At 74.7% G+C, this 18,701-nt stretch carries 18 protein-coding genes and 1 riboswitch; of the genes, 5 read left to right on the forward strand and 13 right to left on the reverse strand.

The features are described 5' to 3' along the window. The first annotated feature begins 34 nt into the window (after nucleotides 1-34). Both AC27L3_RS01420 and AC27L3_RS01425 read left to right on the forward strand, forming a co-directional pair. Nucleotides 35-967, forward strand: coding sequence for a serine/threonine dehydratase (locus tag AC27L3_RS01420; RefSeq protein ID WP_487232100.1), 933 nt, complete (start codon nucleotides 35-37; stop codon nucleotides 965-967). A gap of 50 nt (nucleotides 968-1,017) precedes the next feature. Then, a complete protein-coding gene (locus tag AC27L3_RS01425; protein WP_487232101.1) occupies nucleotides 1,018-1,308 on the forward strand; it encodes a hypothetical protein in 291 nt (96 codons plus the stop codon). Here AC27L3_RS01425 and AC27L3_RS01430 read toward each other — a convergent pair. Together AC27L3_RS01430 and AC27L3_RS01435 are read right to left on the reverse strand one after the other, a co-directional pair. After that, nucleotides 1,259-2,437 carry a DUF6777 domain-containing protein gene (locus AC27L3_RS01430; protein WP_487232102.1) on the reverse strand — a complete coding sequence of 393 codons (1,179 nt, stop codon included), beginning with the start codon at nucleotides 2,435-2,437 and terminating at the stop codon, nucleotides 1,259-1,261. The genes AC27L3_RS01425 and AC27L3_RS01430 overlap by 50 nt on opposite strands. A gap of 31 nt (nucleotides 2,438-2,468) precedes the next feature. Continuing rightward, on the reverse strand, nucleotides 2,469-3,728 hold the full coding sequence (locus AC27L3_RS01435; protein WP_487232103.1) for a serine/threonine-protein kinase: 1,260 nt from the start codon (nucleotides 3,726-3,728) through the stop codon (nucleotides 2,469-2,471). Between the two features lie 194 nt (nucleotides 3,729-3,922). Here AC27L3_RS01435 and AC27L3_RS01440 point away from each other — a divergent pair, with 194 nt between their 5' ends. Continuing rightward, a complete protein-coding gene (locus AC27L3_RS01440; protein ID WP_487232104.1) occupies nucleotides 3,923-4,282 on the forward strand; it encodes a hypothetical protein in 360 nt (119 codons plus the stop codon). A 266-nt stretch (nucleotides 4,283-4,548) separates the two neighbouring features. Here the strand turns inward: AC27L3_RS01440 and AC27L3_RS01445 are convergent, their stop codons facing one another. Both AC27L3_RS01445 and AC27L3_RS01450 read right to left on the reverse strand, forming a co-directional pair. Next, on the reverse strand, nucleotides 4,549-5,631 hold the full coding sequence (locus AC27L3_RS01445) for a glycosyltransferase (protein ID WP_487232105.1): 1,083 nt from the start codon (nucleotides 5,629-5,631) through the stop codon (nucleotides 4,549-4,551). Further along, nucleotides 5,628-6,374 carry a DUF2334 domain-containing protein gene (locus tag AC27L3_RS01450; RefSeq protein ID WP_487232106.1) on the reverse strand — a complete coding sequence of 249 codons (747 nt, stop codon included), beginning with the start codon at nucleotides 6,372-6,374 and terminating at the stop codon, nucleotides 5,628-5,630. The genes AC27L3_RS01445 and AC27L3_RS01450 overlap by 4 nt, the downstream gene beginning before the upstream one ends. 136 nt (nucleotides 6,375-6,510) lie before the next feature. Between AC27L3_RS01450 and AC27L3_RS01455 the strand changes: the two genes are divergently transcribed. After that, nucleotides 6,511-7,050, forward strand: coding sequence for an SRPBCC family protein (locus AC27L3_RS01455; RefSeq protein WP_487232107.1), 540 nt, complete (start codon nucleotides 6,511-6,513; stop codon nucleotides 7,048-7,050). A gap of 92 nt (nucleotides 7,051-7,142) precedes the next feature. After that, entirely contained in the window at nucleotides 7,143-8,069 is a 927-nt protein-coding gene (locus tag AC27L3_RS01460) for an NADP-dependent oxidoreductase (protein WP_487232298.1), read from the forward strand. Between the two features lie 31 nt (nucleotides 8,070-8,100). Here the strand turns inward: AC27L3_RS01460 and AC27L3_RS01465 are convergent, their stop codons facing one another. The 9 genes from AC27L3_RS01465 to AC27L3_RS01505 all read right to left on the reverse strand — a co-directional run bounded on the left by AC27L3_RS01465 (nucleotide 8,101) and on the right by AC27L3_RS01505 (nucleotide 18,453). Further along, nucleotides 8,101-8,574, reverse strand: coding sequence for a C40 family peptidase (locus AC27L3_RS01465; RefSeq protein WP_487232108.1), 474 nt, complete (start codon nucleotides 8,572-8,574; stop codon nucleotides 8,101-8,103). Nucleotides 8,575-8,577: 3 nt separating this feature from the next. Next, a riboswitch (cyclic di-AMP (ydaO/yuaA leader) is annotated at nucleotides 8,578-8,733 on the reverse strand. Nucleotides 8,734-8,952: 219 nt separating this feature from the next. Then, the gene (locus AC27L3_RS01470; protein WP_487232109.1) at nucleotides 8,953-9,837 is read right to left on the reverse strand and encodes an endo alpha-1,4 polygalactosaminidase; all 885 of its coding nucleotides are present in this window, start codon (nucleotides 9,835-9,837) and stop codon (nucleotides 8,953-8,955) included. Next, nucleotides 9,807-10,502 (reverse strand): spherulation-specific family 4 protein, encoded by a 696-nt coding sequence (locus AC27L3_RS01475; protein ID WP_487232110.1) that lies wholly within the window; start codon nucleotides 10,500-10,502, stop codon nucleotides 9,807-9,809. Before AC27L3_RS01475 ends, AC27L3_RS01470 begins: the two co-directional genes overlap by 31 nt. Then, nucleotides 10,499-11,416, reverse strand: coding sequence for an NAD-dependent epimerase/dehydratase family protein (locus AC27L3_RS01480; RefSeq protein WP_487232111.1), 918 nt, complete (start codon nucleotides 11,414-11,416; stop codon nucleotides 10,499-10,501). The genes AC27L3_RS01475 and AC27L3_RS01480 overlap by 4 nt, the downstream gene beginning before the upstream one ends. A gap of 7 nt (nucleotides 11,417-11,423) precedes the next feature. Next, nucleotides 11,424-12,137 carry a sugar phosphate nucleotidyltransferase gene (locus tag AC27L3_RS01485; RefSeq protein WP_487232112.1) on the reverse strand — a complete coding sequence of 238 codons (714 nt, stop codon included), beginning with the start codon at nucleotides 12,135-12,137 and terminating at the stop codon, nucleotides 11,424-11,426. Nucleotides 12,138-12,212: 75 nt separating this feature from the next. Further along, nucleotides 12,213-13,214, reverse strand: a complete 1,002-nt coding sequence (locus AC27L3_RS01490) for an SDR family NAD(P)-dependent oxidoreductase (protein WP_487232113.1) — start codon at nucleotides 13,212-13,214, stop codon at nucleotides 12,213-12,215. A gap of 42 nt (nucleotides 13,215-13,256) precedes the next feature. Beyond that, on the reverse strand, nucleotides 13,257-14,708 hold the full coding sequence (locus tag AC27L3_RS01495) for a hypothetical protein (protein ID WP_487232114.1): 1,452 nt from the start codon (nucleotides 14,706-14,708) through the stop codon (nucleotides 13,257-13,259). Beyond that, entirely contained in the window at nucleotides 14,705-16,222 is a 1,518-nt protein-coding gene (gene pelF / locus AC27L3_RS01500; protein WP_487232115.1) for a GT4 family glycosyltransferase PelF, read from the reverse strand. Before pelF ends, AC27L3_RS01495 begins: the two co-directional genes overlap by 4 nt. A 68-nt stretch (nucleotides 16,223-16,290) precedes the next feature. Continuing rightward, nucleotides 16,291-18,453 (reverse strand): hypothetical protein, encoded by a 2,163-nt coding sequence (locus tag AC27L3_RS01505; RefSeq protein ID WP_487232116.1) that lies wholly within the window; start codon nucleotides 18,451-18,453, stop codon nucleotides 16,291-16,293. Nucleotides 18,454-18,701: the final 248 nt, after the last annotated feature.

Raw genomic sequence — 18,701 nt, forward strand, 5'->3', positions numbered from 1 at the left:
GGCAGACCGCCACAGCGCTAGGAGCCGTCCACCCGTGTATCGCCTCACCTACGACGACGTCACCGCAGCCACCTCCCGCGTGGCCGGGCACGTCCGCCCGGTCACCGTCGCCGAGGGGGACGACGACGTACGACTCGCCCTCGAACACCTGCAGTACACCGGCTCCTTCAAGGCCCGCGGCGCCCACAACTTCCTCGCCGCCCACCGCGAGGCCGGCACCCTGCCCCCGGCCGGGGTGACCATCGCCTCCGGCGGCAACGCCGGCCTGGCCTGCGCCTGGGCCGCCCGCCACCAGGGCGTGCCCGCCACCGTCTTCCTCCCGGAGAACGCCCCCCACGTCAAGGTCGCCAAACTGCGCGGCTACGGCGCCGACGTGCGCCTGGTCGGCAGCCAGTACGCCGAGGCCCTGGCCGCCTGCGAGGAGTTCGCCGCCACCACCGGAGCCCTGGCCAGCCACGCCTACGACCACCCGCTGATCGCCGCCGGCGCCGGCACCCTCCTGGAGGAGATCCGCGAGCGTATCCCCGGCCTGGACACCGTGGTCGTCGCCGTCGGCGGCGGGGGCCTGTTCGCCGGCGTGGCCACCGCCGCCCGCGAGCACGGCATCCGCACCGTCGCGGTCGAGCCCGAGCACAGCAGCGCCCTGCACGCAGCCGTGCGCGCCGGCCGCGTCGTCGACGTGGACGTCGACTCCGTCGCCGCCGACGCCCTCGGCGCCCGCCGGGTCTCCGAAGCCGCCCTGCAGGCCGCCGCCGACCCCGGCGTCCGGTGCGTCCTCGTCCCGGACAGCGAGATCGTCCGCGCCCGCCGGGCCCTGTGGGACGACCGCCGCCTCGTCGTCGAACACGCCGGCGCCACCGCCCTGGCCGCCCTGATGGGCGGCGCCTACACCCCCGCCGACGGCGAGCGCGTCGCGGTGGTGCTGTGCGGCGCCAACACCGACCCCGCCGACCTCGTGCAGCGCTGACGGGAACCGGGCGCCGCCGCACGGCAGTCGTTCCCCGCGGGGAGGCGACCATGACACGACGCGATGCGGCACCGCCCGACGACCACCCGGGCTTCGTCGAACTGTCCGTACGGCTCACGGGCCTCGACGAGGCCCGGCTCCGCGCCACCGGCCTCGTAGGGGCCCATCACGACACCACCCTGCACCGCCTCGGCCGCCCCGCGGTCGGCCGCTTCCTGGCCGACCTCGCGGCGGTCGGCGGCGACCCGCGACGGCTCACCGACGCAACCTCGCGCCGGATCGCCGACGCCATCACGCACCTGTGGCGGACGGGCCGTTGGCCGAGTGCTCCGGCGGAGTGAGGGACCGCGGCGGCGCCGTACGGACGGTCGGCGGGGGAGCGGCGGTGGTGTGCTCCTGCAGCGGGGGCCTGCTCGTCGGCACCAGCGACGGGGGGTGGGTGCGCGGCGGCGGCCCGGACGTCACCGGCGCGGGGACCCGCGTCGTGGGCGGCGCCGACGAGGGCCTGTGCGACGGCGATCCCGTCGGTACGTCGGAGGGCGAACCGGAGCGCGGGCCCGACGGTTTCCCTGTCGGCGTCCCTGCCGGGGAGCCGGAGGGTGAGCCGGACGGGGAGTCGGACGGGGAGTCGGACGGAACACCGGACGAGGAAGCGGACGAGGAGCCCGAAGCGCCGCCGGTCGGCGTGCCCGACGCCCCGGACGCCGACGGCGTCGGGGGCTTCGGCAGCGGCACCGGGTACGTCTTGCTGTCGTCCCCGCCGTTGCTGCTGCCGGCCGGCCGGTCGAAACCCCGGTCCGGGTTTTGGACGTCGACGTACGGCACGGTCCTGCGGGGTCCCTGCTCCACCGTACGGGTCACCACGACGGTGATCTGCGTGACCTCGAAGCTCTGCCAGCGCGTCCCGGTGTACGTGGCCGAGGCGCGGTCGACGGTGCGGTCCGGCTGCAGCAGCGGATTGCCGCAATTGCACTTGACGGCCGGGCCGTCGTAGGCGTCGCGCAGGATGGCGGTGCCGTACTGGAGGACGGAAAGATACTCCACCGTCCTGCCGTTGCCCTCGTAGTTGTGGTTCTTCACCAGGGTGTCCTCGGGAACGATCTCCTCGTTCATCCCCATGATGTGCTCGCGGATGCGCTCCACCGGCACATTGCGCACCTTCGCCCAGGCGGCGGCCTCGACCGGATCCGCGGTGATCTGGGCGATCAGCTTCTGCTTGTCGCAGTGCGTCTGCCCCGGCGTACCGCCGAAGGCGCCCCGGGCCCGGGCCCCGGGCAGGGGCCTGGTGCCCGGGAGGTCGGCCTCGGGGGCCTTGAGGAAGGGGTTGGCCGCGACCACCCCCGCGGCCTCCAGGGAGATCCGCTGCCCGCCACCCCCCGAGGAGTCCGACGAGCAGCCCGCCGCGCCGGCGCCGACGAGCAGCGCGCAGACGGCGAGCAGGGACGGGACACCTATCCGTTTGCGCTTCACAGGACGCACCCCCGTGGGCCGGTCTGGCTTGTCAACAGGACGTCACCCAGCCGCCGTTGCACGTACCCTGCGGCGTGGGCGTGGGCTCTTCGTACGTCGGGGTGGGCGTGGGCTCGGCCGACTCCGTGGCGCCCTGGTCGTCGGAGCGGCTCACCTGCCGGGGCGCCGACACCGAGCCCCCGCCCGGCGACTGCCCGCCCCCCGAGCCACCGCCGCGCAGGGCGAACAGCGCGATCGTGCCGCCGGCGACCAGCAGCAGCGTGACGACGGCCGCGACGACGCGGGCGGCCATACGCCGCGAGGATGCGGCGGGCGCCGCCGGGTACGGGGCGCCGTACCCGGCGGGCACCACCGGCTGCGGTGGCGGCGGGACGTACGGGACGTACGTGGGCGTCGGGTCCGGCGCCGGGGGCCGCACCGGGCGGTCCACCGTGGTGCGCACGTACCCCGGGGCCTCCGTCACCCGGCCACTGGCCACCGCCTCCAGCAACCGCTCCGCCTCGGCCGAACCCATGCGGGCCTCCGGGTCCTTGCGCAACAGCCCCTCCAGCAACGGGGCCAGCGGCCCGGCCCGGCGCGGCGGAGCGGGCGACTCGTCCACCACCGCCCGCAGCGTGCTCAGCGGGTCACCGCGGCGGAACGGCGAGACCCCCTCCACCGCCACGTACAGCAGGGCACCCAGCGACCACAGGTCGGAGGGGATGCCGGGACGCCGGCCCATGGCGCGCTCCGGGGCCAGGTACTCGGCGGAACCGATCAGATCACCGGTACGGGTCAGCGTGCCCGCCCCCTCCACCAGGGCGATTCCGAAGTCGGTGAGCACCACCCGGCCGCCGGCCTCCAGCAGGACGTTCGCGGGCTTGACGTCGCGGTGCAGCACCCCGACGGCGTGCGCGGCCCGCAGCGCCTGCAGCACCAGCCCCCCGACCCGGGCGGCCTCCTTGGCCTGCAACGGACCCTCCTGACGCAGCACATCGTCGAGGGACTCGCCGCGCACCAGCTCCATCACGATCCACGGCCTGCCCTCCTGCTCGACCACGTCGTGCACGGTGATCACATTGGGATGACTGACCCGCGCCGCCGCCCTGGCCTCCTGCTTCAGCCGCGCGTACAGCACGCGCACGTCGTCGTCCGACAGGTGCTCCGGCGCCCGCACCTCCTTCGCCGCGACCTCCCGGTCCAGCACCTCGTCCAGCGCGAGCCAGACGACCCCCATGCCGCCGCGCCCCAGTTCCTCCAACAGCCGGTAGCGCCCGGCCACCAGCGGATGGCGGCGCCGCTCCTCGTCCATGTGCCCCTCCCTCCCCCGACGCACGGTGCCGCAAGGCCGTGCGCGTTCGGGCCACACTGGCTGGGACGTGCCGCCGACGCGGAGCGTTCCCGCCGTTAGTGAAGGCTGTGTGCGCGCACCTGCCGGCCGGCCGCGTGGGAGTGGTGCGGTAATGCGTTCGACGTGAGGGAGTTCCGCCTCGGAGAATCGCCCCCATGAGCCTCCTCGTGAGCATCTATGTCCATGACGCCGACGGCGGCCGCGAATTCCTGGAGGACCCGGAGGACGCCAAGACCCTGGCCGGCTTCGAGAGCACCCGCACCCGGCTGTGGGGATCCGAGGGAATGCGGGCTCTGGGCGCCCGGTTCTTCCCCCGGCTCGCCGACGGCGACCTGCTCGTGGAGCCGCACGAGGTCGACGACTTCCTCGCCGAATGCGAGACGGTCCGTCCCCATCTCGACCGCCTTGCCGGCGAGGGCGGTTACTACGCCGAGTACGTCGGCGAGCGCTTCGCCAACATCGTTGCCGCCGCGCGGCGAGCTAGAGCCGAGGGCGGTGGCATCGTCGTCTGGTGACACTCCGGGGGCGCGGGGCGGTGTCGGTCTGCGGTTGCCGCCGCGTGGGTGTGACACGGCAGCCCGTCTGCGGCTTGCGTCGTGGCTTGTCGCGCAGTTCCCCGCGCCCCTATGGGGCGCCGTGGCTGGTGCAGTGCCCCGTCAGGGGCGCGGGGAACTGCGCGATCGGCCACCGGCGGCCCGCAGCCGAACGCGCCGCCCCGAGGCCCGGGCGGAGCACGATACCGCGCCCCTGCGGGGGCGCTGCATGATCCGCCGGGCAGAGCCTACGCGCCGTGTACCGCCAGCATGCGGGTCACCGCTCGTGTCCAGGGGAACTCCTCGGCCCGGGTCCGGGCCGCCGTTCGTCGGGCGGGTGGCGGGTGGGCGAGCATGTGCTCGACCCCGTCCGCCATCGCCTCCGCGTCCGGGCGCACGGCCACGCCCGCGCCCGGTGCCAGGAGTTCGCGGGCAGCGCCACGGTCGGTGGTCACCACGGGCGTGCCGCAGGCCAGGGCCTCCAGTGCCGCCAGGCCGAAGGACTCGGCCGGGCAGGGGGCGAGGGCCACGTCTGCTGCCGCGGTGAGCGCCGCCAGCGCGCGCCGGTCCGTGAGGTAGCCGTGGAAGCGGACCGGCAGTCCTGCCGCCCGTCGTTCCAGGCGGCGGCGCTCCGGGCCGTCGCCCAGGACGTCCAGCCGGGCCGGCACCCCGCGCCGGCGCAGGACGCGGAGGGTTTCGACGGGGAGGTGGGGCTGCTTCTCGCGTGAGAGGCGTGCCACGTGCACCAGCCGCACGCCGTCCGGCGGGCCGGGCGCCGCGGCCGACGGGGAGAAGACGTCCAGGTCGGTGCCCAGCGGCACCCGGTGCAGCACCGGTGCGCCGATGCGGGCGAACTCGGCGCAGGAGAAGGCCGACAGGCTCACCACGATGTCGAACGTCCGCACGAGTCGGCGGTTCCAGGCGTCCGCCGCGGGACGGAGCGGTACCCACGCCGGCAGCCAGGGGGCCAGGATCGCGTCCAGCCGCTCGTGGGACAGCAGCACCGACCGTACGCCCCGCCGCCGGGCCCAGGCGGCCGCGCTCACGAGGGTGAGCTTGTCCGAGACCTCGAGCGTGTCCGGCGCCAGGCGGTCGAGCAGGCGGTGCAGGGCGGGCGTGGGCAGGGCGATGCGGTAGCCGCCGCTCACGGGCAGGCCCGGCAGGGTGTACCGCAGTCCCGTCGCGTCGCGTGCGCAGGAGGCCCGCCGCCCCGGCACGACGAGCACCCGCTCGTGGCCCGCCGCGGCGTAGCCGTGCCCGAGCGCGTCGAGCGTGGTGCGCATGCCGCCCGACTGCGGGCCGTAGAAGTTGGCGAGCTGCACGATTCTCATGCCGTTGCCCGCCTGCGGACCGCCACCAGTTCGGCGTACGTCAGGGGCTCCGCCCCCGCGGCCAGCGCGGCGTCGATCGCCGCCAGGGCGCTCTCGCGCAGTCCGGGCCGGGCCAGGTCGGCCGGGTGCAGGGCGATGCGGAAGGACCGGCCCCGGCGGGCCCACCGGCAGGCCGCCCGCGGCAGGAGGCGGGCCGCCGCGTGTTCGCCGAGGCCGCCGGGGCGGTGGCTCAGGGCGGGCAGGGGGTGCCGCCGGCCGGTGCGCAGGTCGTGCACGGCCAGGTGGGTGGTGGTGTAGGAGAGGCCCGAGGCGCGCAGGGCGGCCATGGTGCCGGGGGAGGCGAACCAGCCGGGCGGGGTGAAGCCCTCGGGGTGGATTCCGGCGCGGGCCAGTTCGGCCCGGCCGCGCGCGAGGCGGTCGGCGGCCTGGTGCGCGTCGAGCGCGCAGAACTCGGCGCAGCCGCGGGCCAGGAGCCGGTTCACAAGGCGCCGGCGGCGGGGGCCGCCGGGCACGGCCCGGTGCGTGAAGCCGTGCTGGGCGAGCTCGTGCCCGCGCCGCGCGGCGGCGAGCAGCCACCGGACGAGGGCGGGGTCGTCGGCCAGCGGCACCCCGCGCCACGCGCCCGGTACGAGCAGCAGGGTCGCCGGTACGTCGCGGCATTCCAGCTCGGCCACCCACTCGCGGGTCCGGGAGAAGCTCCAGGGGGCGACGTCGTGCACCGAGACCACGAATTGCGCTGTCACACCGTCCAGCATCCCCCAGCGGTGCGCACGGCCGGTGGACGTGCGGTGAACCGGACCCGCCGTGGCATCCGCCGTCGGGCGGTGTTGCACACTGTGCCCAACGACTTGTCATGTTCAGTTGTGGGAGGGAGACATCATGCGTCTGGCGGACGCCCCGGGTGCGCAGGAGGAGATCCGCATCGACGCGGCTCCGGCCGTCGTGTGGAAGCTCGTGACGGACATCGGCCTGCCCGCCCGCCTGAGCACCGAGCTGCAGAGCACGGCCTGGCTGGACGGTGCCACCGGTGTGGAGCCGGGCGCGCGTTTCGAGGGGTTCAACCGCCACCCGTACGCGGGGGAGTGGCGGACCGTCTCCCACGTGGTCGGGCTGGTCACCGAGCGGCTGTTCAGCTGGGCGGTCACCGACCCCGACGGCCGCTACGGCGGTGGCGAGGCCGACCCGGCCCACCCCATGGCCACCTGGAAGTTCGAACTGGAGCCCGACGGTCCGGAGGGGGCGGCCACCCTGCTGCGCCAGTCGGTGCGCATCGGCCCCGCGCCCTCGGGGATCAGCGTGGCCATCGCCCGGATGCCCGACCGCGAGGAGGAGCTCGTGGCCATGCGGCTGGAGGAGTTCAAGGCGGGCATGCGGGCCACGCTGGAGGGTGTCAAGCGGCTCGCCGAGGAAGGGGCGTAGGCGCCGGCCCCGGAGCACGGTATCCGGGTGGCGGTCCGGCCAGCCTGGCGGCGAATCGGCCGGTCGTCGATCAGGGTGATCCCATGACGACGATCAAGGCGATCTCCTTCAGCTCGTACGGACCGGCCGACGTCCTGCGGCCGGTCGAGGTGCCGCTGCCCGTCCCCGGGCCGGGGCAGGTCCGCATCGCGGTGCGCTGCGCCGGCGTCAACCCGCTCGACCACAAGCTGCGCAGCGGCGCCATGGCGGACACCTTCCCCCTGGAGCTGCCGCACGTCCCCGGGGTGGAGGCGTCCGGCCTGGTCGAGGCGGTGGGGGAGGGCGTGACGCAGGTGCGGGCGGGCGACGCCGTGTTCGGTCGCACGGTGACCGGTGCCTACGCCGAGCAGGCACTGGCCCGGGAGGACCAGGTCGTGGTCAAGCCCGTCTCGCTCGCCTGGGAGGAGGCGGCCGCCCTGCCGGTGGCCGCCGAGACGGCCCGGCGGGTGATGGAGCTGCTGGAGCTCGGCGACGGCGAGACGCTGCTCGTCCACGGTGCCGCCGGGGGCGTGGGCACCCTGGCCGTGCAGTTCGCCCGGGCCCGCGGGGTGCGGGTCATCGGCACGGCGAGCGAGTCCAACCACGCCTACCTGCGGGGTCTCGGCGCGATCCCGGTGACGTACGGGCAGGGGCTCGCCGAGCGGGTGCGCGAGGCGGCCGCCCCCGGCCGGGTGGACGCGGCGCTGGACGCCGTCGGCAAGGGCGACGCCGTGTGGGTGTCCGTCGAGGTGACCGGCGGCGCCGACCGGGTGGTGTCGATCGCCGATGCCGAGGGCGCCCGGCTGCACGGGGCCCGCTTCAGCTCGGGTGGCCGCGAGGTGCGGCCGGTGCCCGCCCTGAGCGAGGCGCTCGCCTTGCACGAGGCGGGTCTGCTGCAGCTGCCCGTCCACCGGGTCTACCGCCTGGAGGAGGCGGCCGACGCGCACCGGGAGAGCGAGCACGGCCACCTCACCGGCAAGATCGTCCTCGCCGTCGCCTGACGGCGGCCGGCGAGGACGAGGGTGTGCGGGGTCAGCCCACGCGGCCGTACCAGACGCTGCCGGTCCAGATGCGCTCCTTGCGCACGGTGGTACCCGGCTTGGGGGCGTGCCAGATCGTGTTGTTACCCGCGTAGATGCCGACGTGGTAGACGTTGCTGCCCGAGTGGAAGAACACCAGGTCGCCCGGTGTGCGGGAGCCGGCGGAGATGTGCCGGGTGCGGTTGTACTGGTCGGCGGCGGTGCGCGGCAGGCTCTTGCCCGCCTTCTTGAACGAGTACAGGGTCAGGCCCGAGCAGTCGAAGCGGTTGGGGCCGGTGGCGCCCCACTGGTAGGGGGAGCCGGCCTTGCCGGCCGCGACCCTCAGGGCCTGCTCGCCGGTGGTCGCCGCGGAGGCGCCGGGGGCGAGGCCGGGAACGAGGACCGATGCCGCCATGGTGGCGGCGGTCAGGGCCGACGCGGTGGCGGCCCGGGAAACGAGTGCAGGTATGCGAGGCAACGCAGACATGCCACAGCCCTTCGGCATCCGCCTGCGAAAGATGACCTGTCGGGTTCGGGCTGCGAAGTTGCCCGGCCAGTGTGTGGCTTCACCCCAAGGACCACCGCGTTCGTGGTCCGTACCGCTTGGGTCTCCCGCTCCTGCCGATCGAGGAATCGATTCCTCACCCGGTGCGGCGGCAGGACTCGGCGTTCCGCCCGGGTGGCCCGCCTCGGTGACGGGATCTTGTGTTCGACGAGAGATCCTGCACTATCCATCGCCCGGATTCCGTACCAGAAGCGGCATCTGTGAACTTCTTCACTTCGGGCGAAACGGTGCAACCATCACCCGTCAACACCGCCTGTCCTGCGGCGGAAGGCGGGCTACCGCGGGTAGCCCGACGGCCCGTCAGCACGGCTCGCGCGAGGCGTCCAGCTCCAGCTTCTTGCGCATCGAACTCAGGCCCAGCCGCTTGGCCTCACCGCAGAACTTCTCCGTCGGCAGGTCGTATTCGACGTGGAAGACCGCTTTGTTCTGCTTGATGAAGGGCGTCAGTTTTTCGCACTCCTTGTACTGTGCGCACTGCTCGTTCACCGCGAAGTCGAAGTCGCCCACCAGCGCGGGAATCTGCTCCAGGTCGTTCTTCAGCCCCACCGCGAGCCCGCGCTCGTGCGCCAGCCGCGCCAGCATCCGGTTGAACGCCAGCTGGTCGGCGGCCGTCAGCGGAAAGCCCGTGCCATTGCGGAAACCCTCCGTCAGATCCGGCTCGACCGCGTCGAAGCCCTTCTGCCGGCACATGTCCATGCGGGCCGCCATGAGCGGCCGCAGCTCGTCCAGACGGCGGATGTCCAGCCACTTCTCGCCGTCCCAGCCCTTGTTCTTGCGACCCAGCAGCCCCTTGGGGAACGCGTTCTTGTCCGGCCGGAAGTCCTCCCACGCACCGGCGTTGATGTAGCAGATCACCTTCCGGCCGCGGGCGTGCAGCGCCGCCACGGTGGCCGCCGTGTTCTCGAAACCGTCGATGTCGTAGACGGGCACGTCGACGGCGGTGTCGTCCTTGTCGAGTTTGCCGCCCAGCTGCCACTGCCAGGCCGTGCCCGGGCGCGGCTGCCAGCGGTCACCGGGCCGCCCCGAGGGGGCCGGCGCGGTGACCGTCGGCCGCCCGTCCGGCTCGTCGTCCCCGTCCTCCTCCGGCGCCGACGAGCAGCTCGCCAGCACCAGCAGCAGCACACCCAGCAGCCCGGCCCGTAGGCGCCGGTCCTTCACCGCGTCCCTCCCCGTTCGTGTTCCCATGTCTCCTGTGCACCGGCCGGCGCCGGGGCGCTGCGCCACGGGTTCGCGCCCGTGCCCGGTACGGCGCAGTGCACGCCCGCGCCGCGGAGGGCGGCCGTGCGGGCCACCTCGTGCGCCCGCCCCTCGGGCACCGCGTGCACCAAGTGGCAGAACCGCTCCGGCGGATGGTCGGCCGTCCAGGCCGGCACCCGCGCCCGGCGGTAGTCCTCCCACGTCCCCTCGAAGGTCACCAGCACGTCGGCCAGCTCCGCGTACCCGGGGTCCGGGTGCGTGCCCGGGTTGAGCACGGCCCTGCGGGCGCCCAGCACCCGCGCGGCCAGCACCAGCCGGCGGTAACGGGGCAGGTGGGCGGCATGCACCGGCACCTGGTCGAGGAAGACGCCGTCCACCTCGTACCACCGGCGGTGCCGGCGCACGTCGGCGACCACGGCGCGGGTGCGCCGCCGACCGTAGGCGGTGTCGACGTACCCCAGCAGCGCGACGCCCGCGGCGCGCAGCCGTCCGGCCGCCGCACGGAAGGCCGGATCCGGCCGGTCGCCGGGACCGTCGGCCGCGTTGAGCACCACCGCGTGCAGCCGAGGGGCCTCGTGCAGCAGGGCCTCCCACGCCTGCGGCCCCTCGGCGGGATGGACGTAGAGCGGGACCAGCAGCCGACCGGACGTCACCGGACGTATTCCTCGGGCCGGTCGCGGACCTCGGCCCACAGATCCGTCAGGGACTCCTCCAGCGAGCGGCGCGGCGTCCACCCCAGGCTGCGGGTGACGGCGGTGGTGTCGGCCTGCTGCCAGGGCACGGCGGCCGAGCGCGGCGAGCCGTCGCCCTGCTCGTCGACGCGCTCGCCCACGGGCCCGGTGAAGCCGCCCGCCCGCAGCAGCCCCTCGGCGACGTCCCGTACGAGGCGGGCCGTGCCGCTGCCGACGTTGAGGACGGCGGGCAGCGGCCGGGGCGCGGTCGCGGCCCGGGCGACGGCCTCCGCGACGTCCCGTACGTCCACGAAGTCGCGGTACGCCGACAGGTCGCCCGTCTTCACCCGGCCGTCGGGGCCCGCCGCGCGCAGCGCGCCGGCCAGCCGGCCGGGCAGGGAGGCGGCCGGGGCGCCGGGGCCGACGGGGTTGAAGACCCGCAGCACCACCGCGTCCAGACCGGATCCGGTCACCGCGAGGGTGCCGGCGAGCTTGCTCGCACCGTACAGCCCACTCGGGCGCGCCGGGCCGGCCTCGGCCGCCGGCCGGTGGCCGTCGGCCGGACCGTACTCGGCCGCCGAGCCCAGGTGCACCAGCCGCGCGTCGGGGGCCGCCGCGTGCAGGGCCTCGCACAGCAGCGCGGGGCCGCGGGCGTTGACGCCGGTGAGGGTCAGGGCGCTGCCGCCCACCGCCCCGGCGCAGTTGACGACGGCGTCGGGGGCCGCGCCGCGCAGCGCGGAGATCAGTCGGTCCGGGCATGTGGCCGAGAGGTCGAGGGGAAGGGCGGCGCGCGGGGAGCGGCCGCCCTCGAGCACCAGCGCGCCCGGCAGGGCGCGCAGGCGCTCGGCGACGTGCCGGCCCAGGAAGCCGGTCGCGCCGAGGAGAAGGATGCGCACGGGCCGGTCACGCTCCCTTGATCAGCATGTCGCGGCGGACGGCGAACTCCGCGTTCGCCCGGTCGTAGTCGTCCGGCCGGCCGATGTCCAGCCAGTAGCCGTCGAAATCATAGGCGCGCGGCGGGGTGCCGGCCTCCAGCAGGTCCAGGACCAGCTCGTCGAAGCCCAGCGGCAGGCCGGGCGTGTAGCGGCCGAGCGCCTCGCGGCTGACGCCGTAGACGCCCATGGAGACCCGGTAGTCCATGCTGGGCTTCTCGGTGAAGGCCACGACCCGGTCGTCCTCCGTGGTCAGCACCCCGAAGTCGATGCTGACCCGGCGCGGATAGGTGGCGATGGTCAGCGGGGCCCCGGAGGCGGTGTGGTCGCGCAGCACGTCGCCGAAGTCGAGGTCGGTCAGGACGTCCCCGTTCATCACCAGGAACCGCTCGGGCAGCCGGTCGGCCATGGTCAGCAGCGGGCCCATGGTGCCCAGCGGGCTCTCCTCGGTGGTGTAGTCCACGCGCATGCCCCACTGCGAACCGTCGCCCACATAGGCGCGGATGATGTGCCCGAGGTGGCCGATGGCCAGGGTGCAGCTGGTGAACCCGGCGCCCGCCAGCTGGCGCATGACGATTTCGAGGATGGCGTGCCGGTCGCCGATGGGCACCAGGGGCTTGGGCAGTGCGGTGGTGTACGGGCGGAGCCGGACGCCCTTGCCTCCGGCGAGGATGACTGCGTGCATGTCGGTGCCGTTCCTCTCTTGTGCCGCCCTGCGGGCGGCACATGGTTGTGGTGCGGCGTGGGTGGGCCGAGAACGTCAGACGTTGTAGATGCCGGTCTTGTAACGGGAGAGGTTGGCCGGATCGCGGAAGAAGGCGATGGTCTGCGCGAGCCCCTGCTCCAGGGTGTGCGCCGGCGCCCAGCCGGTGGCGGCCCGCAGCCGGGAGGAGTCGCAGACCAGGCGCATCACCTCGGAGGCGGCCGGACGCACCCGGGCGCTGTCCTCCCGCACCTCGAGGTCGGCGTCCATGAGCTTGCCGATGAGGGCGACCAGGTCGCCGACCGAGATCTCCTCGCCGGTACCGGAGTTGAAGGTGCGCCCGAGCACGGCCTCGGCGGGGGCGGTGCCCACCGCGCGGAAGGCGGCCACGGTGTCCTTGACGAAGCTGAAGTCGCGCGTGGGACGCAGGTCGCCGAGGGTGATGGTGTGCTGCCCCGCGGCCACCTGCCCGATGACGGTGGGGATCACCGCGCGCATCGACTGCCGCGGCCCGAAGGTGTTGAACGGCCGCAGCGTGACCACCGGCAGGCCGAAGCTCGCGTGGTAGCTGTCCGCCAGCCGGTCGCCGCCGGCCTTCGAGGCGGCGTACGGCGACTGGGTGTTGATCGGGTGGTCCTCGTCGATGGGCACGGTCTGCGCGGTGCCGTAGGTCTCGCTGGTGGAGGTGTGCACCAGGCGCGGGATGCCCTGGTGGCGCACCGCCTCCAGGACGTTGAGGGTGCCGGTGACGTTGGTCTCCACGTAACTGTGCGGCGCGCGGTAGGAGTAGGGGATGGCGATCAGCGCGGCCAGGTGGTAGACGACCTCGGCGCCGGCCACCAGCCCCTGTACGGAGCCGGGGTCGCGGACGTCGCCGAGGACGATCTCCACGTGGTCCAGGACGTCCTGCGACAGCGTCTCCAGCCAGCCGAAGGACGAGAAGGAGTTGTACTGCACCATCGCCCGGACCCGGTGGCCGTCGGCGACGAGCGCCTCCACCAGATGCGAGCCGATGAAGCCTTCGGCGCCGGTGACGGCGACGAGAGTGGGTGCGGACACGAGCGGTCTCCTCGGGATGGAAGGTTCAAGGGTCGGTACGCGCTAGCGGTGGGTGGTGATCCGGCCGAGACGGGCGGTGGCCACCACCAGCAGCACCACCGCCGCGCAGCCGCCGGCGATCAGCCGCCCGGCGAGCGGCGAGGGCGGCCCCGGCGCGAGCGCGGCGGCCTCGGCGGCGGCCGCGCCCGTACACAGCAGGGCCGGCAACCAGGCGGCGCCGTACGCCTGCAGCAGCAGGCCGGTCCACAGCACCGCACCCAGCGCGAGCAGTGCGGCGAGGGCGGCACCGGTGGGCGGTGCACCGCCGGGCCACAGCACCCCGACGACCAGGACCAGGGCCGTCAGGACGGCGAGGTAGGCGCCCACGCACCCGGCCAGCACCCGCGCCGCCCGCACCAGCAGGCCGGCCGGCGTGGTCACCGCGCCCAGCGCCATGAGGGCCCGGCCCCGGCAGCGGTACAGCAGCCACTCGGCGGCGCCCATGCTCAGGGTCAGTGAGATCACCGACGGCCCGCTCGCCGGGTTCGCCGCGTCGTCGGCCACGCTGCCGCCGAGCGCGGCGATGACCGTCAGCACCCCGCAGCCCAGCCCGAACAGGCCGTACGGCACGGACGCGGACAGCGGCGGCGCCGGGACACCGGCCGGTGCCCGCTCCCCGCGCAGCGCCCGTACGGTCCGCCACCCGGCGCCGGCCAGCGCCCCGCCGGTGGTGGCCAGCAGCAGACAGGTGCCCACCACGGCCGGCGGATCGCTCACCAGCAGGGCCGCGCCGCCGGCGGCGGTCGGCAGCAGCGCGAGCAGCAGCAGCCGTTCGCAGCCCAGGACGAGCAGGACGGTGGCCGCCGCCAGGTACAGCGCCTGACCCGCGGCGAAGACCGCCGTCCGCGCGGGCGCGGCCAGGGCCACGGCCGCGGCGGCGGCCAGTACCGCGCCGAGCGGGGCGCCGACGGCCAGGCAGCGGGCGGCCGCGGCCTTTCCGCCGGCGGCCAGGCGCAGGTACGCACGGTGGGCCAGGGCCTGGTTCAGGGCCCAGGCCACCAGGGCGGAGGCCACCAGGGCCGAGGTACCGGCGGGCTGCCCGAAGCGCTCGTGGGGCCCGTCCGGCAGGGGCGAGCCGAGCGCGTAGCCGAGGCCCGGCAGGGTGAAGACGATCGAGCGCAGGCCGAACCGGCCGGGTGGGACCCGCCACGGGTCGGGCCGGGGCTCGGGTTCGGGATGGGCGCGCGGGACGAGGGCGAAGAGCTCGGCGGCCAGCTCGAAGGCGTCGCGCCGGCCGTAGCGCTCGGCTATCTGCTCCCCCGTCAGGCCGCCGGCCTCCAACACGGCGGCTATCTCGTCGGGGTGCACGGCCGCGGCGCACACCTCGGCCATCTCGCGGGCCAACTCGGCTACGGGGTCGGCCGCCCAGCGCGGCCGGGACCGGCCCGGCAGGGGGCCGGCCGCGAGCGGCGCGGGATCCCCTTCGCCGGGCACCAGACGCAGCAGTCCGCTCATCCGGCACCTCCGGCGGCCATGGCCAGGGCCGGTACGCGCTCGTCGACCGGGACGCGCAGGGGCACCGGCCGGTTCAGGCCGGACAGGTCGTGGTAGATGGTGCGGAAGGCGTCGATGGTCTGGCGCAGGGTGAACTGCTCGATCACCCGCAGCCGCGCCGCCTCGCCCATGTGCGCGCGCCGCGCCGGGTCCCGCAGCAGGTCCAGGGCCGCCCGGGCCATGGCCTGCGGATCCCGCGGCGGGACGACCAGGCCGCACTCGCCCACCGCCTCGCGCACCCCGCCGACGTCGGTGGAGACGGTGGCGCGGCCGCAGGACATCGCCTCGATCAGGGTGAAGGGGAAGCCCTCGCTGATGCTGGAGAGCATCACCACGTTCCCGGCGGCATAGGCGTCGCGGATGTCCTCCACCCGGCCCTCGAAGACCACCGCCTCACCCACCCCGAGCTCGGCGGCCAGCGCCTCGCAGGCGGTGCGGTAGCCCTCGCCACCGCGCGGGGTGCCGCCGAACAGCCGCAGCCGGGCCGCGGGTATCTCGGCCCGCACCAGCGCGAAGGCGCGGATGAGGGTCTCCAGGCCCTTGATGGGGTCCACCCGGCCGGCCCAGCTGAGCGTGGGCACCTCCGGCTCCGGCCCGGCGGGCGGGAAGGCGCTGGGGTCCACGCCGTTGTAGACGGTGCGGATGCGCTCGGGCGGTGTGCCGCCGTGCTCCTCCCAGCGGCGGTTGTAGCGGTTGCCGGGGGTGACCAGGGCCGCGCAGCGGTAGCCCTCGATCGCCAGCAGCCGGAACAGCCCGAGCATCAGGGCCTTGACCGGCCAGCGGTAGGGCTCGGCCCTGAAGCCCAGGTAGCGCTCGCGCAGGTAGATGCCGTGCTCGGTGAGCAGGAAGGGGGTGCCGTGGCGGTGGTGGGCGACCAGCCCGGGCAGCGTGGCCAGGCCCCCGCTGACGGCGTGGGTGATGCCCTCGGCCGGCACCTCGGCGGCGAGCGGGCGCAGGGCGTGTTCGAGCAGGTCGGTGGCGGCGAGCGCATCGTGGAGCGTGGGGCGGGCGGCGGCCGTCGCCAGGTGCGGGCGGTTCCACAGGCCGGCCAGCAGGCGGGCCGCGGCCTCCCCGCGCAGGGCGGGGAAGAGCGTGCCGTCGCTCGCGTACTCGGCCAGCCGGTGGAAGCTGCGGGAGAAGTGGGGTGCGTGGGCGGGGTCCAGCAGGGCGAGCAGGAACTGCTCGTAGGCGGTCAGGAAGCGGCGCAGGGCGCGCCCGCGCGGCGCCCGCCCGGGCGGTGGCGGCCCCCACAGGGGGAGGGCCTGCACCGCCCGGACGTGGCCGGGCAGCTGCCAGGCGAGCGACTCGCGGCCGGTGCCGGTCACCGCGATGACGCGGAAGTCGATGTCCGGCATGCCCTGGACGAGTTGGTCGCACCACACGCTGACCCCGCCGTGGCTGTGCGGGTAGGTCCCCTCGGTGAGCAGGGTCACCGAGGGCGCGGCCGAGGCCGGCCCGGCTGTCGGTCCGTGCATGAAAGGTCGAATCTCTCCGGTAGGCGGTGGGACGTGGGGTGGTGCAGCACGGAACTTCCGGGCCGGTCTCAGCGCCGGGCGGGCTCGCCCGGACCGTACGCCACCGGGCGGCTGACGCCGCGGGGCACCTCGGCGGCGGGCGCCGGGGCCTGGACGCGGGCCGCCTTGGCGGACTGCAGGCGGGGCGCCGCGGCCTGGGCGGGCAGCGTGAAGTCGGCGCGGCCGGTGGTCGCGGGGGCCGTCCAGCCGGAGCGGGCGCCGGCATAGGCGGTGCCGAAGGCGGTGCCGTTCTGCGTGGTGCCGGCGGGCAGCGTCGCGCTGATCTGTACCCCGGCGGGCGCGTCGACGGTGACGGCGGTGCCGGTGCGGTAGGCGGTGACCTTGCCGGCGGCGAGCGCGGCGTTCCACGCGGCACGGCGGGTCAGCTCGCTGCCGATGTCCTTCATCCGCAGGTTCACCAGCGGGGTGTCGGCGGCGAACAGGCCGTTGTAGTCGGCGAGCACCTTCTCCAGCACCGTGTAGCCGATGCGCTCCTCGGAGAGGTTGGACTGGTGCATGAAGTGCGGCCGCGGGTCGTTGGCCAGGACGTGGCCCAGGGCGATGCGGGCCTCCAGCGGCGCGATGTAGGAGGCGAAGCCGGTCTTCACGTCCAGCGGCCTGCTCAGGCAGGTGGTCGTCTCGGGGTACTTCTCGCAGGTGCCGCTGCCGCCGTCGGCCTTCTTGGTGTACAGCCAGTTGTACTCGTCGGCCTGCTCGGCGGCCGTGCCCACGTTGTAGTACACGTTCATCGGGTACCGGGGCACGGTCAGCGCGCTGCCGACCGGGCGCTGGCCCGGCTCGCGGGAGGTGTCGCTGGCGATCCAGCCGACGCCGGAGGCGGCCAGGACCGAGGCGAGGTTGGGGTTGTCGTCGGGCTGCTGCGGCAGGGTCTTCAGGCCCGAGTGCTCACCGGTGACCAGCTCGTCCCGGTCGACCGCGAGCTTGTTGCCGGCGGCCCAGGCGAGGTTCTGGTTGACCTGGTAGCCGATCGTCGCGGCGTCGGTCCAGCGCACCCGGCCCAGCAGGTCGGTGGCGCACTTCCAGGGCACGACGGTGGTGTTCTGCACACAGCCGAGGAAGGCGTGGGTGTAGGTGTGGTTGATCCAGCGGAACGACTTCTGGTCGGTCAGCAGCTGCTGCAGCAGCGGGTCCGGCGCGCCGCCGTGGTCGGCCCGGTACTCCTCGCTGCCGACGCCGTTGTAGGCCAGGTCCAGGGTCAGGCCGTGGGACTGCGACCACTGCCGGGCGTACTGCGCGTCGGCCGCCGTCATCCGCAGCGAGGGGCTCTCGGGGCTGGGGTTGCCGGGGCAGTCGACGTCACCGGGGGTGCACTTGAGCTTGGTGTCCCAGCGGTCGTCGGAGGCGAAGAGGTCGTCGACGTGCACGCCGAAGTAGTTGCGGGCGGCGCCCAGGTGGACGCCCTGGGTGACCCACTCGACGATGCCGCGCGAGACGAGGCGGAACTGCGTCTGGTAGCGGTTGGCGACGAAGGTGACCACCAGTTCGCTGCGCCCGTCGTGGTCGTAGCGGCCGATGAGCGAGCCGCGCCCGGTGCCGCCGGGCACCGCGGTGTCGACGTACGGGGTGAAGGTCGCACCGTCCGCCTGGCGCTCCAGGGGGGTGGCGACATAGCCGTAACTCTCGTTCACGGCCGGGTCGTTGTCCTCGAAGGGAACGTTTCCCTTGAGGTAGCCGAAGGGCCCGGTGGCCCCCGCCGGGGTCACCTGGGCGGTGCGCCCGTCCAGCGGTCCGGCGTAGCCGCCGTCCTGGGGGGTGTTCAGACCCACCGCCGGACGGGCATAGGTGTAGGCGTCGACCTGGCGGATGCCGAATCGTTTCTCGTAGTCGGCGAGGGCCGTCATCTCGGCCGAACCGGCCCCGAAGGGATTGTCGTTGGGCAGCACCACGCCCTGGAACTTCGCTCTGGGCCGGCCGTCGATGGTGTCGCTGAGGAAGCCCGCGTCGACGTGCGCCCGCTTCGCGTCGCCGAGGACGAGCGGTGTGTACGGCGTGCCGGCCGTGTCCAGTTCGGCACGTATCGCCTGCACGGCCGGGCCGCCGTCGTCGACGACCAGCAGTCGCAGGTCGACGCGGGGTGCCGGCTCCGCCGCGCTCGCGCTGCCCTGCGGCAGCGTCATCGCCAGCAGTGCGGCCGCGGACCACGCCGCGAGCCGCCGGGTTGTACGCCCCATGCGCTTAACTCCCCCCAAAGGACGAAGCCGCGCGTGGGGTGCGCCGCCGTCCGGACGAATGACGTGTGCGCGGGGGAGGAAGCCTCGAACGCCCCCCGCACCTTGAACTGGAACACCGATCGGCCCCCACCGGACGGCCGGACTCCCCACCCCGGCCGTATGTGCTCTCCCCGAGGAACGGGCGCGCACGTCCCGTTCCGCGCCGCCCGCCCTGAGCCGGGGGCGTGCGGCGTCGACGCGGCTGCCGG

This window comes from Streptomyces sp. PKA51 (assembly GCF_057552455.1).

Bases quoted from the DNA above. Each gene is read 5' to 3' on its own strand.
- AC27L3_RS01425 (WP_487232101.1), top strand. From the start codon at position 1,018: ATGACACGACGCGATGCGGCACCGCCCGACGACCACCCGGGCTTCGTC.
- AC27L3_RS01435 (WP_487232103.1), bottom strand. From the start codon at position 3,728: ATGGACGAGGAGCGGCGCCGCCATCCGCTGGTGGCCGGGCGCTACCGG.
- AC27L3_RS01440 (WP_487232104.1), top strand. From the start codon at position 3,923: ATGAGCCTCCTCGTGAGCATCTATGTCCATGACGCCGACGGCGGCCGC.
- AC27L3_RS01445 (WP_487232105.1), bottom strand. From the start codon at position 5,631: ATGAGAATCGTGCAGCTCGCCAACTTCTACGGCCCGCAGTCGGGCGGC.
- AC27L3_RS01455 (WP_487232107.1), top strand. From the start codon at position 6,511: ATGCGTCTGGCGGACGCCCCGGGTGCGCAGGAGGAGATCCGCATCGAC.
- AC27L3_RS01465 (WP_487232108.1), bottom strand. From the start codon at position 8,574: ATGTCTGCGTTGCCTCGCATACCTGCACTCGTTTCCCGGGCCGCCACC.
- AC27L3_RS01470 (WP_487232109.1), bottom strand. From the start codon at position 9,837: ATGGGAACACGAACGGGGAGGGACGCGGTGAAGGACCGGCGCCTACGG.
- AC27L3_RS01485 (WP_487232112.1), bottom strand. From the start codon at position 12,137: ATGCACGCAGTCATCCTCGCCGGAGGCAAGGGCGTCCGGCTCCGCCCG.
- AC27L3_RS01495 (WP_487232114.1), bottom strand. From the start codon at position 14,708: ATGAGCGGACTGCTGCGTCTGGTGCCCGGCGAAGGGGATCCCGCGCCG.
- pelF (WP_487232115.1), bottom strand. From the start codon at position 16,222: ATGCACGGACCGACAGCCGGGCCGGCCTCGGCCGCGCCCTCGGTGACC.
- AC27L3_RS01505 (WP_487232116.1), bottom strand. From the start codon at position 18,453: ATGGGGCGTACAACCCGGCGGCTCGCGGCGTGGTCCGCGGCCGCACTG.